The organism is Microcoleus vaginatus HSN003 (assembly GCF_022701255.1).
Taxonomy (GTDB): Bacteria; Cyanobacteriota; Cyanobacteriia; order Cyanobacteriales; family Microcoleaceae; genus Microcoleus; species Microcoleus vaginatus_B.
Genome location: NZ_CP031705.1, coordinates 4,060,660 through 4,075,190 on the forward strand (window position 1 = coordinate 4,060,660; position 14,531 = coordinate 4,075,190).

Below are 14,531 nucleotides of genomic sequence, written 5' to 3' on the forward strand. Positions count from 1 at the left end.
GCCCTGTTTCACAAGAGAGAAGCTGAGAAAATCTACATTTAACTCTGTAAGCATTCCGTAGTTCGTCGCCACAAATCTGTTCTCAAACTAACAATTAGAAAAGATTAACTCTCTTTTACCTTGACAAAACTCCAACAACCCGCAATAATAGTAGATTGTCTGTCTAAATCCGGCTCGGATCAGGTTAAGACATTCCAAAAGCTGGAGAGCAGTCAGCAGTCAAAAGTCCACAACGACCAATGACCAATGACTCATCAGCTACCTGTACGGCAATTTCAACCACCATCCCATGACTTACGCAATCATTGAAACCGGCGGCAAACAATTTCGGGTAGAACCAGGCCGCTTCTACGACATCGAACTGCTTCACGTTGAAGCTGAATCCAAAGTCACCATAGACAAAGTATTTCTGATCCAGCACGAAGACGAGGTTCATATCGGCCAGCCTCTACTAGAAAATGCGACAGTAGAAGGAACGGTTCTCCGGCATTTCCGGGGCCGCAAAGTCCTCGTCTACAAGATGAAGCCGAAAAAGAAAACTCGGAAGAAAAAAGGGCACCGTCAAGAAACAACTCGCTTTATGATTGACTCCATCAGCGTCAACGGTACAGTCTTGGCCGCCAGAGACTTAACTCAAGCAGTTGTGGAAACTCCCCAAACCGCCGAAACTGATTCAGAATAAAAAATAGTAAATACAGTTGAGGATATTATGGCCCACAAGAAAGGTACAGGCAGTACACGTAACGGACGCGACTCTAATTCTCAGCGTCTGGGTGTCAAAAAGTACGGCGGTCAAGTTGTCAGAGCAGGCAACATTTTGATCCGTCAGCGCGGCACCAAATTTCACCCTGGTAACAATGTAGGTATCGGCAGAGATGATACTCTGTTTGCCATGATTGACGGTGTGGTGACTTTTGAAAGAAAAGGCAAAACTCGCAAGAAAGTCAGCATTTATCCTGTTGTAGCAGCACCTGTGGCTGAACCAGTGGCTGAAGCTGTCGCAGTTTAATTCCTCGTTCCTAGGCTATGCCTGGGAACGCATATCTAGAGGCTCTGCCTCCTGATTTTCTATGTTATTAGAAAGTTACAGGAGGCAGAGCTTTTTGCAATTTGTTTCGCCGGAGAAAGGACTCTGGCTGCTTACGAAGAACCACAGAAGCAGGAAAAACTCTCGTTTTTAACTGGTTCCAAGGCTCTGCTTGGGAACCCATTAACTGGTTCCAAGGCTCTGCTTGGGAACCCATATCTAGAGGCTCTGCCTCGACACAGGATTAGGGAGGCAGAGCCTCCGGATTAGCATTACCAGGCATAGCCTGGTAACGAGTAAGGACTGAAGTCCTCACTACGAATCGGTTAGCCTCCTCCGACAATTGTGACAACTTCTAAGATGTCGCCCTCTTGCATCGGTGTAGTTTCCCAAAATTGTTTGTGCAGAATTTCCCCGTTGTACTCCACAGCCACCAAGCGCGGGTTTAATCCCAATTGTTCTAGTAATTTTGGTAACGGTGTGTCGATCGCACAATTGCGGGTTTCTCCGTTAACTTGCAGCGCAATTTGATTTATCATAAGTAAAATATTAGTTTTCAGGGCGGGTTTTGTAACAAAATTATATTTTATGCACAGACTTCCTGCGCTAAACCCGCCCTACAAATCGCAAATAAACCTAGCTTTTCCCGTGCAAAGCTTTCTGAGCTTTTAGATTCTGCATCCGAATCAACTGCGAGATGAAAAACTGCGTCACTAAAGTAGGCTGTTCTGCTTCCATAATCGCCCGTACTGTGGCAACCCTTTGAGCTCCGGCATTCAATACTTCATCGAGGTTGTTGATATCAATTCCGCCGATCGCAAACCACGGAATCGGCGACTTATCAGCAGCATACCGCACATAGTCCAAACCTGCCGCCTGTTTATCAGGTTTAGTAGGAGTGGAGTAAACCGGCCCAACTCCAATATAATCGGCTCCCGCATCAATAGCTCGCTGCATTTCCTCGCCATTGGTAGTCGAACAACCGATGATGCGTCCCGGGCCGAGCAACTTGCGCGCTTCCGCCACAGGCAAATCTTGCTGTCCTAAGTGTACGCCGTCGGCATCCGCTGCGATCGCAAAATCCACGCGATCGTTCACAATCAGCAAAGCATCGTAGCGGTGACAAAGTTCGCAAAGCTTGCGCGCGTTAGCCAGCTTGGCGCCATCGTCTGAGTTTTTGTCGCGGTACTGCACCAAAGTCAGTCCGCCTTGCAAAGCAGCTTCCACGACTCCCATCAAGTTGTCTCTCGGCGAAGTTACAAGGTATAACTGCGATCGAAGTAACTGCTGGTAGCGCCGGTAAGCCAGCAAATTGCTTTCGAGAGTATAAACCCGATAGCGCATCTGCTTAAAAGCCGCGCCCATATTCCGATCGTAAATTTTGCCATACTCTTCGAGTACCCGCAGAGCTTCTTCCACCCGACAGAAATTCGCCTCCAGTAGCTGCTGAATGCTCGAACGCTGCTCTTCCTGCGGGTGAGTCAACTCCGTACCCGGATCACCCGGCGTATCCCTAGCACTCCGAAGTTCTGCGACGTGCCAAGCAGCCAATTCTTGACGCAGTTGCTTGCACTCGCCAGCTAAATCCGCGCTGTTGAGACCAAACCTGCACCATTCTTCAATAATTCTCAACCCTTCGCGCGATCGATCTAAATTTGCATCTAAAATCCGGCAGAGGGCTGGCTGTGCCGGTAAAGTTCTGTTTTGTTTGTCGGTCATTCAGAACCACCCTAATTATAATTAATCTTACCAATCAACCCGCTACATTCTCCCACGCCGTCAAGATCGTGGCAAAGCAGGCGGCTTAATTTTGGCATAAACCAATGTAAATTCGACAATAATTTTTTAAGTTTTATTGAATTCGATGAAAACAAAGCATAATAGATCAAACTTGATGAGAGTGGAATCGTTAAACTGCATACCACACTTCGGAGGAGAGCCGTGAGGTTAGCAGAACAACACAAAAGATTAAGGGAGAACAACCCAAACAGGCGGGCGTATTTAAACTTCGATCGCGAAAACCCGACACGAAACACCGGAGGCGAAACTCGGCTCACAGATAAGTTGCGTTTTTTTATGCTGATTTACTCACAACCGACCTGGTGCAAAGAAAATCGATCGCAAAAATCTTGTTTGAGTTCTTGCCTTCTGCTCGTCTTTGCGATGACCGCCTTTTGCAACCCTCAACCGTCAGTTATCGCTGCCGGGATACCCGGAGTGCAGCTACTTTCTCAGACCCTGGAGAGCGACATTAATATACTTTACGTCAGCTCGACGGGCGGCAGCGACACGGGGGGCAACGGCAGCGATCAAGCTCCATTCAAAACCCTTACCTACGCCTTAAGCGTCGCCCCGCCCAAAACAGCGATTTTGCTAGCGCCCGGTACTTACAGCGAGCAAACCGGCGAAAAATTTCCATTAATGCTCAGGCCCAGCGTGACAGTTCAGGGAAATCCCAACACTCGCGGTCAGAATATTGTCATCAAAGGCGGAGGATACTTTATCAGTCCGACTTCGGCGGGTCAAAATATCGCGATTTTAGGCGCAGATGGGGCGGGACTCAGCGGGGTGACGGTGACGAATACCAACTATCGCGGTTACGCTTTGTGGATCGAATCGAGTTCTCCGACGGTTGTTAACAATACTTTTTCTGGCAGCACTCACGACGGCATTTCGGTAGTGGGTACTTCCAGGCCGACGATTGGCGGGAATGTTTTCTCGAAAAATGGAGCTAACGGCATTACGATTTTTGGCAGTTCCCAGCCGGAAGTTCGAGATAATGTGTTTGAAAACACGGGATTTGGGGTGAATGTAGCGCAGAACGCTTCGCCTCTGCTAATCGGTAACAAAATTACTCGCAATAAAGATGGCGTGGTGGTGCAAGCTAATGCTAGACCTGTGCTGCGTAACAATTATATCGAGAGTAATCGCCGGGACGGAATTGTGGCGATATCGAGCTCTCTGCCGGATTTGGGAACTGCAGCCGAACCGGGGGGGAATGTCATTCGCAACAACGGTCAGTACGATGTGAACAATGCGGCAAAAGGTCAAGTAATCCCCGCTTACGGCAATCAATTGTTGAGAACCCGGACGACGGGCTCGGTTGATGTGGCGGGAACTTTTAGCCCTCCGCCACCGGGGGGAGGTGCTTTGCAGCTAACGACCGATCGACCCCCCAGCATCGGTGGCCCAGACACTTCTCTCCCTGCTTACACTCCCGGGCGGCTAAGTCCCAGAATTGAAAGAGCGCCACTTCCCCCGCCCGCGCCCGTTTCCAGGCGATCGGTGGAAAATCGATCGACACCGCCAAGCGCTCAGTTGCAGCAAGAGCTTTCTCCGAGAAATGCCGGTGCTTCATCGGTAGCCCAAGGGGCGATCGGAATTCCCGTGCCCGATCCGAATTTTCGATCGATTTCGGAAAGTTCGGTAGAGCAACCAATGATTTCTCCCAATTTTGATAGTTCGAGTTCGGTTTCTTCCGAGGGTAGATTGCCGGTTCCGGGCCGCAACATTCCTGTAGGAAGGGGCGGCTATGTACCTGCACCTTTAGGGGGGAATTCTTTGCCCGATGCCGCAGATAATTCGCCGTCATTCGATCGAGCCAGAGCTTTGGGTTTCCGGTATCGAGTTGTGGTGGATGCCAACAGTTGGCGCGATCGACAAAAAATGCAATCCCTCGTTCCCGGTGCTTTTCGCTCTTTTGCCAGCGGACGACCGGTGATGCAAGCCGGTGCTTTTCGGGAACTCGAAAAAGCTGAGGAATTGCTACAAATGCTCAGCGCTAACGGTTTGAATGCTCAAATTGAAGAAATTAAATGAAATGGTCATTAGTCATTAGTTAACTGTTGACTGTTGACTGTTGACTGTTGACTGTTGACTGTTGAGTGTTGACTGTTGACTGTTGACTGTTAACTGTTGACTGTTAACAGCCAAAGACTGCTGACTACTTCAAAAAAATCTCAAAATTTTAGGGCCTAGCATATCGGATGCCAGACCCTAAAAAGTTTGTAAATTAAATTGATTCAAGTGGGTTTTTAGCTCTACTGAGTTTCAGCAAACTACAACTAAGGTGGACTTTTTTGCAACTACTCTGCGGACGAGCTAGCTATCAGCGGAGTCTATTCAGACTTCTGTGTTTGACTGTGCGATCGCAACTTTTGATTAATCAAATAGCCTCAAGCTATCTAACAAATATCGATCGCAATGTCAACCTTTCTTTGCTAACAAGCTACACGGTTCAGGCGTTGCCTGCGGACTAGAGCCGAGCGGGACAAATACTCTAATTCCAAATTTTTTTATCCAAGTTTTTTGTGCTTCTTGGTTTTGCCCCTCATGTTTTTAAGTTAACACCAACTGCGCGCATAAAAACACTTTGTTTACCAAACTTGACACTTTTTGATGTGATGAAATACTTCCAAAAGCGATTATTAACAATTTGTACGATCGCCCGATACCGCAACGTGCACACCCGGCACTTTTCGCTTGCTGTCAACGCAGCAGAGCTTCCCAAGTTGCGCGGCCGACAATGCCGTCTGCTGGCAGTTGATATTGTCGCTGAGCCGCCTTGACAGCAGCTTGAGTTTCCGGGCCGAACACGCCGTCAGCCCTCACCCGCAAAAATCCCTTGGCCCGCAGCCGTTCTTGCAAATCTCTGACTGCCGCCCCCCGCATTCGTCTTCTCAAAACCGGAAAATTAGTTGATTGCACCTGGGGGTTAATCTCTGAATTGTCGGCATTTACAGGATCGTTAGCGATGGGGTTTTCGCTCGCGCTCGGAGTCGGAGGAAACAGTCGGTTCCAAGTATCTTGACCGACTATGGCGTCGGGAGGCAGACCTGCTGCTTCCTGGAACTGAGACACAGCTCTAGCGGTGCTTTGTGAAAAAATCCCGTCTACAGTTCCAGTGTAAAAGCCCAATAATTTAAGAGCAGCTTGGAGTTCGATCACTTCTGAGCCGCGGCTGCCCAATTTGATTGCGGGGCGGACTATCGCACCTGTTTGAGCGATCGGGCTGTTAATGTTACCTTGTTCGGAGGTAGCTAGCTGTGCTGCAACAGGAGTAGGGGCGATCGAGCCTATTGCCAATAAACCGCACAAACTCCAGCCGAAGAGCAAACTCGGAACCTCGCGGGCTTCATTCCAGCTTGCTGTCAAGTTTTGGGACATTGGGAATTCGACCTTTGCAAAACTGGTAGCGATCGTACATCAAATCTGGAAAAAATTGGGAATTTCGGCAACGAGCAATCTACGGGTAACGGATGGATGTTAAGCCAACAAGTCAAGCGTGAAGTTCGGGAACGCATTGGTAACGGCGAATTTAACTGATGGATTTTGAGCCAAGAAGTCAAGCGTGAAGATTTTTCCCCCTCTCCCCCTCTCCCCCTCTCCCCATCTCCCCCTCTCCCCATCTCCCCCTCTCCCATCTCCCCCTCTCCCCATCTCCCCCCTCCCCTTCCCTCTCCTAAAAAAAATTTATCCCTCTCAAATAGCTGCAATTGGCAAAAAAACTGCTAGATTGCCCTACAGAAAACATTGAACCGCGTTCATTGGGCCCCAGCAACACCATGTCCGAATCCAGCACCAGAACCGCCAGCCAAATAGACATCGGCAACGTCAACATCGGGAACTTTCAAGTCGGCAGCATCAGCGGCACCAAATACAACGACTTCAACGCCAACGGCCTCCCAGATCCCGGAGAAGTTCCCATTCCCAACTGGCAACTTTACCTCGACCTCAACAACAACGGCCAGCCAGAATTTAACGAACCTTCCACCCTCACAAACCCGCAAGGCAACTACATCTTCGCCAACCTGCCGCCGGGAACTTACCAAGTTAGGGAAGTCCAGCAGCCGAACTTTCGCCAAACTACGCCAAATCCCGCACCCATCACGATTACCAGCGGCACAAACGCTGACAATATCAATTTTGGCAACAACTTTAACGCAGGGACGATCGCAGGCACAAAATTCAACGACATCAACAACAACAGCAGCCGAGATCTCGGGGAACAAGGGCTAGCTAACTGGCAAATTTACCTCGACCTCAACCGCAACAACAGGCTCGACGGCGACGAACCTTTTACTTTTACAAATGCTGAAGGCAATTACGCTTTTGTCAATATTCCTGCTGATACATATTTAGTGAGAGAAGTCCAGCAACCGGGTTTTATCCAAACCACACCTGACCCCGGCCCGGTTAACGTTACTTCCAACGCCACTGTCAACAACATCAATTTTGGCAATCTCTTTTTTGTCGGCAGCATCAGCGGCATCAAATACAATGACCTCAATGCCAACAGTATCCGAGATGCGACAGATCCGCCTCTGCCAAATTGGCCAATTTACCTCGACCTCAACGGCAACAGCAGCTTTGACCCGGGCGAACCCAACACCATCACCAACCCGCAAGGCAACTACACTTTTGCCAATGTTTCTCCCGGCCAGTATTTGGTGAGAGAAGTCCAGGAACCGGGATGGGTACAGACTACGCCAAATCCAGGCCCGATCGACATCACCGGCAATACCAACGCTGTCGGCATCAATTTCGGCAACAATTTTCCTACTGGCAGCATCAGCGGCTTCAAGTTCAACGACCTCAACGCTAACGGTGTCAACGAACCGACGGAACCGAGAGTGGCCAACTGGCCGATTTACCTTGATTTCAACAACAACGGCAGCTTAGATCCGGGCGAACCTTCGACTTTAACAAACCCCGAAGGTAATTTCTCTTTTATCAATTTGCCTCAAGCGACCTATGCGGTGAGGGAAGTCCCGCAGCCCGGTTTTCGACAAACCACGCCCAATCCGACTCCGATCACCGTCGGCAACGGCACGAATGCCACTAATCTCACCTTTGGTAACGTGTTGGTAACTGGCACAATCAGCGGTGTGAAATTTAACGATTTTAACGCCAACGGCATCCTAGATCCCGGGGAACCGCCGATCGCCAACACTCAGATTTACATCGACCTCAACAATAACAGCAGTTTAGATCCGGGCGAAGCGAGTACATTAAGCGACCTTCAGGGCAATTACAGTTTCCGCAATGTTCCGGTAGGTAGTTATGTTGTCAGGGAAGTTCAGCCGCCCGGTTTCATTCAAACGACTCCGCCTGCGGTGGTTGTTGTCTCGGCAGAGATTGGGGCTAGCAGCATCGATGTGGTGACGGGAGAGTCGGAGGGTAGGTCGGCTAACTCCTTGAAGGGCGACCCGCTGACGGATCGCAGCAACTATGGGGGCGAACCTGGGGGCAATATGGGGACCGATCGCTTGCTTTTGAGTCAGGCTCATGATAGTTATCAAATTAGTAAATTTTTGAGCGATGGATTTTTTGCGAATTTAGGCAATATTCCTAACTTTGGGCAACAGAATGTCGGTCTGGAGCCTAATTCACAAATTGGTAATTTTGTCAAGACCAATGAATTAAATAATGAATGGGGCGATCGCTCACTCGTTGGTGCCGATGGGCGCGAGAGATTTCTAGGTTATGTAGGGTGACACAAAGCTCGATCGCCCCGAATCCCAAACCGCAGATAAAAATCAGAAAGAGGTTAAAGGGCGATCGCGTGATACCCTATTGTTGGCAACCTCCAACGCCAAGCCAGAGTTCCGGGAAGCCCAAAGCTGGCTTGTATATGAGGAGCAAGATTCAGAGGCAGTATCATACCTGTTTTTAGGAATTATCAGACAATTCCCCAAGTGCGATCGCCCTCGTGGCATGGTCGCTCAAGTCACCGAGGTTCAGTGAATTTTAACGTTGTTCCAGCTCTAAACAGCAAGTGTCCACGGGCAGAAGAACTCAGGGCGCAAATCTTGAAGATATTGCGCTCAAATTGCCACAGCTATTCAAAACCTGATATAATCTCGTGCGACCAAGCTGGAGTAAGCCTGATGTTAGATGAGGAACCTTCGAGCAACGTAGACGTATGTATGATTGAGTAGCGATCGTCAGTCGCTAGCAGCAGCTAACTGCTGATTGACAAAGTGATACAGTAGCCTGTAGCTTACGTAGATTTAGGTGTGAAGGAACAGAAAATCATGGCAGAAAGAAATGCTAGTCAGGTAACTCCTGTATTATTCCCAGTAGTGTTACCGCCAACCATCAATTTTGGCAACGCTCCTGCGGGTATCCAGGGTATCAAGTTCAACGACATCAACCGCAACGGCACTCGAGATGCAGGCGAACCGCCAATCTCCAACGTCCCAATCTTTATTGACACCAATAACAACGGCAGTGTCGAGCCAGGTGAACCCTCGACGTTGACAAACGCCAGCGGAAATTTCGTATTTCCAGGCTTGCTTCCAGGCACCTATACAGTCAGGGAAATCTCGCCACCCAATTTCACCCCGACAACTGCCAACCCAGTCGTCGTCAACCTCGCGGGCACTACTGCCACAGTGTTGTTCGGTAATGCTACAGGTGGCGGTCAGATTATTGGCTGCAAATACCTCGACGTAGACAACGACGGCTTTCGAGACGGGAGTGAACCCCCGATGGAAAACGTCAGAATCTATATCGATGCCAACAACAACGGTGAGCTAGATGCAGGGGACACCAGTACCTTAACTGATAGAAACGGCGAGTACCGATTCACCAATTTGCAGCCAGGGCTTTACCGGATTCGGGAAGAGCGAGCCAACGGGCCGGGCACTGAACCGTTAGAAAGAGATTTTCCCCAAAGCACGCCCCCCGGCAACACCCCCCTGCTTGACATTAACCTCGGCCTCAACGAAATCTGGGCCTGTGCTCAAGTCGGCAACACTCCCCTGTACGAAATCCCGATCTTCAAATTCCGGGACGAAAACGCCAACGGCACACAAGATGCAGGCGAAGTTGCCCTTGAGGGCATCCCGTTCATCCTCGATTTGAACGGGAACGGCAGGACAGACGCGGGCGAACCGCAGCAGTCCACTGGCCCTGATGGTAGGGCTACCTTCAGAGATTTGAAGGCTGGCAGCTACTCAGTATTGGAAACCTTTGAAACCTTCATAGCCAACCAGCCGCCAATTCCAACTACCGAGAACCCGGTAGAAGTTACAGCCCCTGGGCCCCTATCGCGACAGCAGGGAACTCTGCCTTTCCTAGTGGCAGATGCAACAGTTCCCGGTGGGCAGCGGGTCGTTTCGGCGAGCTTTCCGCCCCCCTTCCCGCCGGTCAACCCGGAACCCGCAGTCTTCTTCACCTCGATTCCGGTAAATCCAGGCAGCGGTGCAGTCGGGAATACGCGCCCCAACATCACAATCTTCAAATACAACGATCAGAACGCTAACGGTCGTTACGAACCGGGCAACACTCTACAGGAAGTGGGCATTCCCGGCATCACGGCCTACCTGGATGCCAACGACAACGGCGCCCTCGACACAGAGGAACCGTCGATAGTAACGGACGCCAACGGGCGCGGTGCTTTCACCAACCTGGAACCGGGCAATTATGTGGTTCGGGAAGTGCCGCAAGCGGGTTTTAGTCCTACTACTCCGGATCGGGTGCAGTTCGACCTCAGCACTCAAGATGCCAACGTCGTCTTTGGCAACACCCCCAACAGCCGGATCACTGGGTGCAAATTCCAAGATGTGAACGGCAACGGCTACCGAGACGGCTTTGAAACGCCGATCGCAGGGGTCACAATCTACCTCGACAGCAACGGTAACGACGCCCTCGATGCGGAAGAAACCACTAGCGTCAGCGATCAGTTCGGCCGCTGGGAGTTTGGCAATTTGACCCCCGGTATTTACCGAGTCCGGGAAGTCACGCCTTCAAATTCTTTCCAAACTACTCAACCACTGGACATCGTTCTGGGCGCAAACCAAACGTTTACTTGTGCTTTGGTAGGCAACAACCAGATCCCTCAGAGCTTTAGCTTTAACCAGCCAGTTGTGAAGTTCCGCGACGACAACCGCAACGGCTTTCAAGATGAGGGCGAGCCTCCTTTGGAGGGCATCCCGTTCACCTTGGATTTCAACAACAACCAGCTCTACGATCCTGGTACCGAGCCTCTGGTATTTACTGATGCTAACGGTATTGCCCTGTTCACCAATTTAGCTCCGGGCAACTATTCGCTATTGGAAGTTTTCAACGCTCCGGGCGTTCCCAACCCGTTCCCGATTCCGACCGGGCCCAACCCTGTTCCTTTAACGGTGCCAGGGCCGAATGCGGTTGTGACGCCGATCGTGCCGGCGCCAGAGCTAACTGATTTGAGCCTCGATCCGGTGACTGGCGGCACGGGTGTGGTAACTGGTTCTAGCATCCCCAATGATAATGATCTGCTGAATAACCCCGGCAGTTCCTTCGCGGATCAGGTGACAGGCAGCAGCGTCGATGGCTTGCTCGCTCCTAAGACTGAGACTGGTGTTAGCACCTTTGTTAACCCCAACGATTTGCAAAACTCGGCGAATTCCCTGATGGCAATATTTTTTGAAGAGAATGGTCTCGATAAATCATTGTTCGTCGTTCCTCCTAGTCCTACGAATTCGCTTCTTTAATCTTAAGTTGGGTCTCTAGTTCGAGACTCAGCAATTAACAGTTAAGTTGTTGAAACGGCACGTCAAATGATGTTTTGGCGTGCTTTTTGCTGTTGTGACAATAATTAGAGGCTCGCGGGGCGGGTTTATGGATTTCTTTAATTACCGGAAATATTGTTCGTGAAACCCGCCTCTACAACAAATATATCCCCATACTCCTAGGGGCGGGTTTTACCGACAATCTTTCAGGAAAACACACAATTTATATAAACCAGCCCGCCACAATCATGGGCTCGGCTGACGGGTTTATTTATCTCTTTAATTACTGTCTTTAGTCGTAGGGCACGATCGGCAAAAAGAGCGATTCCCTAGTTCCAGAAAACCTTTATTTATGGAGGTAGAACGTAGAGGACTTTTTTATGCCAACTCAACAACAGACCAATCCGGCTCAACATCAAGAACAGCGACCCGGTATTGAATCCGAGATGACCCCCCAACCTCAATCCTTCGCGGAGGGCTATCGCGGTAGCGAGAAATTGCGGGACAAAGTAGCCTTAATTACCGGCGGAGACAGCGGTATCGGCCGTGCAGTGGCGATCGCCTTTGCCAAAGAAGGCGCTAACGTGGTCATCAGCTATCTTAACGAAGATGAAGATGCTAACAAAACCAAAGAGGCGATCGAACAACAAGGGCGCCGCTGTATGGCGATCGCCGGCGACATCGGCGACGAAAACGTCTGTCAAAACCTTGTAGAACAAACAGTTAAAGAATTCGGTCACCTCGACATCCTCGTCAATAACGCAGCCGAACAGCATCCCCAAGAAAGCATCGAAGACATCACCGCCGAACAATTAGAGCGCACCTTCCGCACCAACATTTTCTCGATGTTTTATCTCACAAAAGCCGCTCTCAAACACCTCAAAGAGGGAAGTGCAATTATCAACACTACCTCTGTCACCGCTTACAAAGGCAATCAACAATTACTAGATTACTCCTCCACAAAAGGAGCAATTGTTGCCTTTACCCGCTCTTTGTCTCAAAGTTTAGCTGAGAAAGGAATTCGCGTCAACGGAGTCGCCCCCGGCCCGATTTGGACGCCTCTAATTCCCTCCACTTTCCCTGAAGAAAAAGTGGAGAAATTTGGTGCAGACACGGCATTGGGACGCGCCGGTCAACCCGATGAAGTTGCCCCCAGTTTCGTGTTTTTAGCTTCAAAAGATTCGTCTTACATGACTGGTCAAATTTTGCATCCCAACGGCGGATCTGTGATTAACGGATAGATTTGTCGCGAGTTGAGATATAAATAACCGCAATTTGTGGGGGCGACTTTCACCCACAATCTCTGACTATAACTCACAATCTAAATAAACCCGCCCCCAAAACCACGTTACCTAGGGCGGGTTTATTCATTTTTTTAGTTATATCCAATCCGGTAGCATCGTCGGGCGTAAAATCCAGTCAACACCTATGCCCACTTAGCTTCGCCGAAGGGTCAACAATCACGGGCGGTGCAACCGAAATTGATACAATTAATCCGCGTTAATCTGTGTTGATATGCCCTCATCTGCGGCAAAAAAAAGAATTGCTGAACTGCTGATGACAAGGGATTGACCCTGATTCACGCAGATGAAGAGAATAGATAGATGAATAATCCCGATGCAGCAATCCTCGCATCATTTGTGAATTTCTTACTCCCTCCCCTTGGCAAGGGGAGGGTTGGGGTGAGGTAAAAAATTTACGACTCCTGCAAGGATTGCTATAACAGATTTGATATTAGTTTTTGATGGTGAGTTTACACACAACAGTAATCCCGCCAGGTTGGTAGCGGGATTGATAGGTTGCAGTTTAGCTAGTTTTGAGCTCAGCTAGAGCTACAATTAGCTCGCTGCTGAATTATTTCATGTTAGCCATTTCTTGCTGGATGGTGCTTTTGGCTGCTTTGAATTGAGTAGCCATTTGTTCCATTTGTGCTTCGCTCAAGTTGCGGCGAATTTGAGGGAACATATCGTTTTCTTCTTGTCGAATGTGATCTTTAACCGCTGTTTGGAGCTGTTTGATTTGGGCTTTGAAATCTGAAGAAGTGGGGTTGAGAGCCTTAATTTGGGCGAGCATCTGCTTCATTTCTGCTTGCTCGCTGTACAGTTCTTGAGTATTGCCGTAGTAGCTGCGAACTGCGGGATAAACAATTTGTTCTTCTGCTTCTGCGTGAACGCTGAGGTCTTTGTAAAGTTGACCGAAGAATTCTTGCAGTTTTTGAGGATCCTCGGTGCTTGCGATTTCCATAAAGAGGGTATCGGTTTTGCGGTGATCCATTGAGATGATGTCTGTGATGCTCATCTCATCTTTGGTGCGGGTAACTGCACCGCCGATGATGCCGGTCATTGCTGCCATTGCATCTTGCACGCGTGCCCAAACGCCTTGGTCGGGGTCTTTGCCGGTCAGTTCGCGCACGCCTAAAATTTCGAGAACTCCTTTGAGTTGTTCTTGGTGAGCGCGGTTCTCAAAGTTAACTGTGTTGAGGGGGGTAATGGCAGCTTCGATGTCAGCGCCGACTACTTGAGCAGCTTTGTGAATTAACAAACCGGCCATTGTTTGTTTGTGTTTGAGCAGTTCGTGCTGGGTGACTTTTTCAAACAATGTAAGTTCAGAACCTTGCATGAGTTGCTGAACTTCTTCAAGCATTTTTGTGTTGGTTTCTTTGGGTTCGGCTTGAATGCCGTATTGCACGATCGTGGTTTCTAATACGCCCAAATTTTTGCGATCGTCTGCGAGCATATCCCGGAACCGATCAGCCATTTCGGAGTCGTTACAGGAATTGATGAACAATTGCTCGTTAGCGATCAACAAGTTTTGCAGCGCTTTCATGTCTGCTAATTTAGTAGCGATCGCTTGGCGCTTAGTATCTTCTAGGGTAGCTACCATCTATCGTTTCTCCTCTCAATGTCTTTAGTGTTCTTACATCTCTTAATGTATTGATATGTTCTGATAACATCCTCTTTCTCCCGACTGATTCATTAATATCCCGCGCAACCTATTGACTTCTGGGC

At 49.4% G+C, this 14,531-nt stretch carries 12 protein-coding genes; 8 read left to right on the forward strand and 4 right to left on the reverse strand.

The window, feature by feature from the left end:
- The first annotated feature begins 289 nt into the window (after window positions 1-289).
- Entirely contained in the window at window positions 290-682 is a 393-nt protein-coding gene (rplU, locus tag D0A37_RS17605; protein WP_242716256.1) for a 50S ribosomal protein L21, read from the forward strand.
- Between the two features lie 27 nt (window positions 683-709).
- Window positions 710-1,009, forward strand: a complete 300-nt coding sequence (gene rpmA / locus D0A37_RS17610; RefSeq protein ID WP_006634942.1) for a 50S ribosomal protein L27 — start codon at window positions 710-712, stop codon at window positions 1,007-1,009.
- A 344-nt stretch (window positions 1,010-1,353) separates the two neighbouring features.
- Here rpmA and thiS read toward each other — a convergent pair whose 3' ends face one another.
- Window positions 1,354-1,566, reverse strand: a complete 213-nt coding sequence (gene thiS / locus D0A37_RS17615; RefSeq protein WP_242716258.1) for a sulfur carrier protein ThiS — start codon at window positions 1,564-1,566, stop codon at window positions 1,354-1,356.
- Window positions 1,567-1,663: 97 nt separating this feature from the next.
- Window positions 1,664-2,746 (reverse strand): thiamine phosphate synthase, encoded by a 1,083-nt coding sequence (locus tag D0A37_RS17620; RefSeq protein WP_242716260.1) that lies wholly within the window; start codon window positions 2,744-2,746, stop codon window positions 1,664-1,666.
- A 222-nt stretch (window positions 2,747-2,968) separates the two neighbouring features.
- Between D0A37_RS17620 and D0A37_RS17625 the strand changes: the two genes are divergently transcribed.
- On the forward strand, window positions 2,969-4,846 hold the full coding sequence (locus D0A37_RS17625) for a DUF1565 domain-containing protein (protein WP_242716262.1): 1,878 nt from the start codon (window positions 2,969-2,971) through the stop codon (window positions 4,844-4,846).
- 669 nt (window positions 4,847-5,515) lie between these two features.
- Here the strand turns inward: D0A37_RS17625 and D0A37_RS17630 are convergent.
- Window positions 5,516-6,193, reverse strand: a complete 678-nt coding sequence (locus tag D0A37_RS17630; protein WP_242716264.1) for a peptidoglycan-binding domain-containing protein — start codon at window positions 6,191-6,193, stop codon at window positions 5,516-5,518.
- On the opposite strand from D0A37_RS17630, the gene D0A37_RS17635 reads away from it, so the two are divergent.
- From D0A37_RS17635 to D0A37_RS17655, 5 genes are all read left to right on the forward strand, one after another.
- Complete coding sequence (locus D0A37_RS17635; RefSeq protein ID WP_242716266.1) at window positions 6,185-6,352, forward strand: hypothetical protein; 168 nt, start codon at window positions 6,185-6,187, stop codon at window positions 6,350-6,352. The genes D0A37_RS17630 and D0A37_RS17635 overlap by 9 nt on opposite strands.
- A 239-nt stretch (window positions 6,353-6,591) precedes the next feature.
- On the forward strand, window positions 6,592-8,523 hold the full coding sequence (locus tag D0A37_RS17640) for an MSCRAMM family protein (RefSeq protein WP_242716268.1): 1,932 nt from the start codon (window positions 6,592-6,594) through the stop codon (window positions 8,521-8,523).
- Window positions 8,524-8,602: 79 nt separating this feature from the next.
- Window positions 8,603-8,773 (forward strand): hypothetical protein, encoded by a 171-nt coding sequence (locus tag D0A37_RS17645; protein ID WP_242716270.1) that lies wholly within the window; start codon window positions 8,603-8,605, stop codon window positions 8,771-8,773.
- Between the two features lie 290 nt (window positions 8,774-9,063).
- Complete coding sequence (locus D0A37_RS17650) at window positions 9,064-11,505, forward strand: MSCRAMM family protein (protein ID WP_242716271.1); 2,442 nt, start codon at window positions 9,064-9,066, stop codon at window positions 11,503-11,505.
- A gap of 398 nt (window positions 11,506-11,903) precedes the next feature.
- Window positions 11,904-12,764, forward strand: a complete 861-nt coding sequence (locus tag D0A37_RS17655; protein WP_242716272.1) for an SDR family oxidoreductase — start codon at window positions 11,904-11,906, stop codon at window positions 12,762-12,764.
- A gap of 613 nt (window positions 12,765-13,377) precedes the next feature.
- On the opposite strand, the gene D0A37_RS17660 is transcribed toward D0A37_RS17655, so the two are convergent.
- A complete protein-coding gene (locus tag D0A37_RS17660) occupies window positions 13,378-14,406 on the reverse strand; it encodes a hemerythrin domain-containing protein (protein WP_242716273.1) in 1,029 nt (342 codons plus the stop codon).
- Window positions 14,407-14,531: the final 125 nt, after the last annotated feature.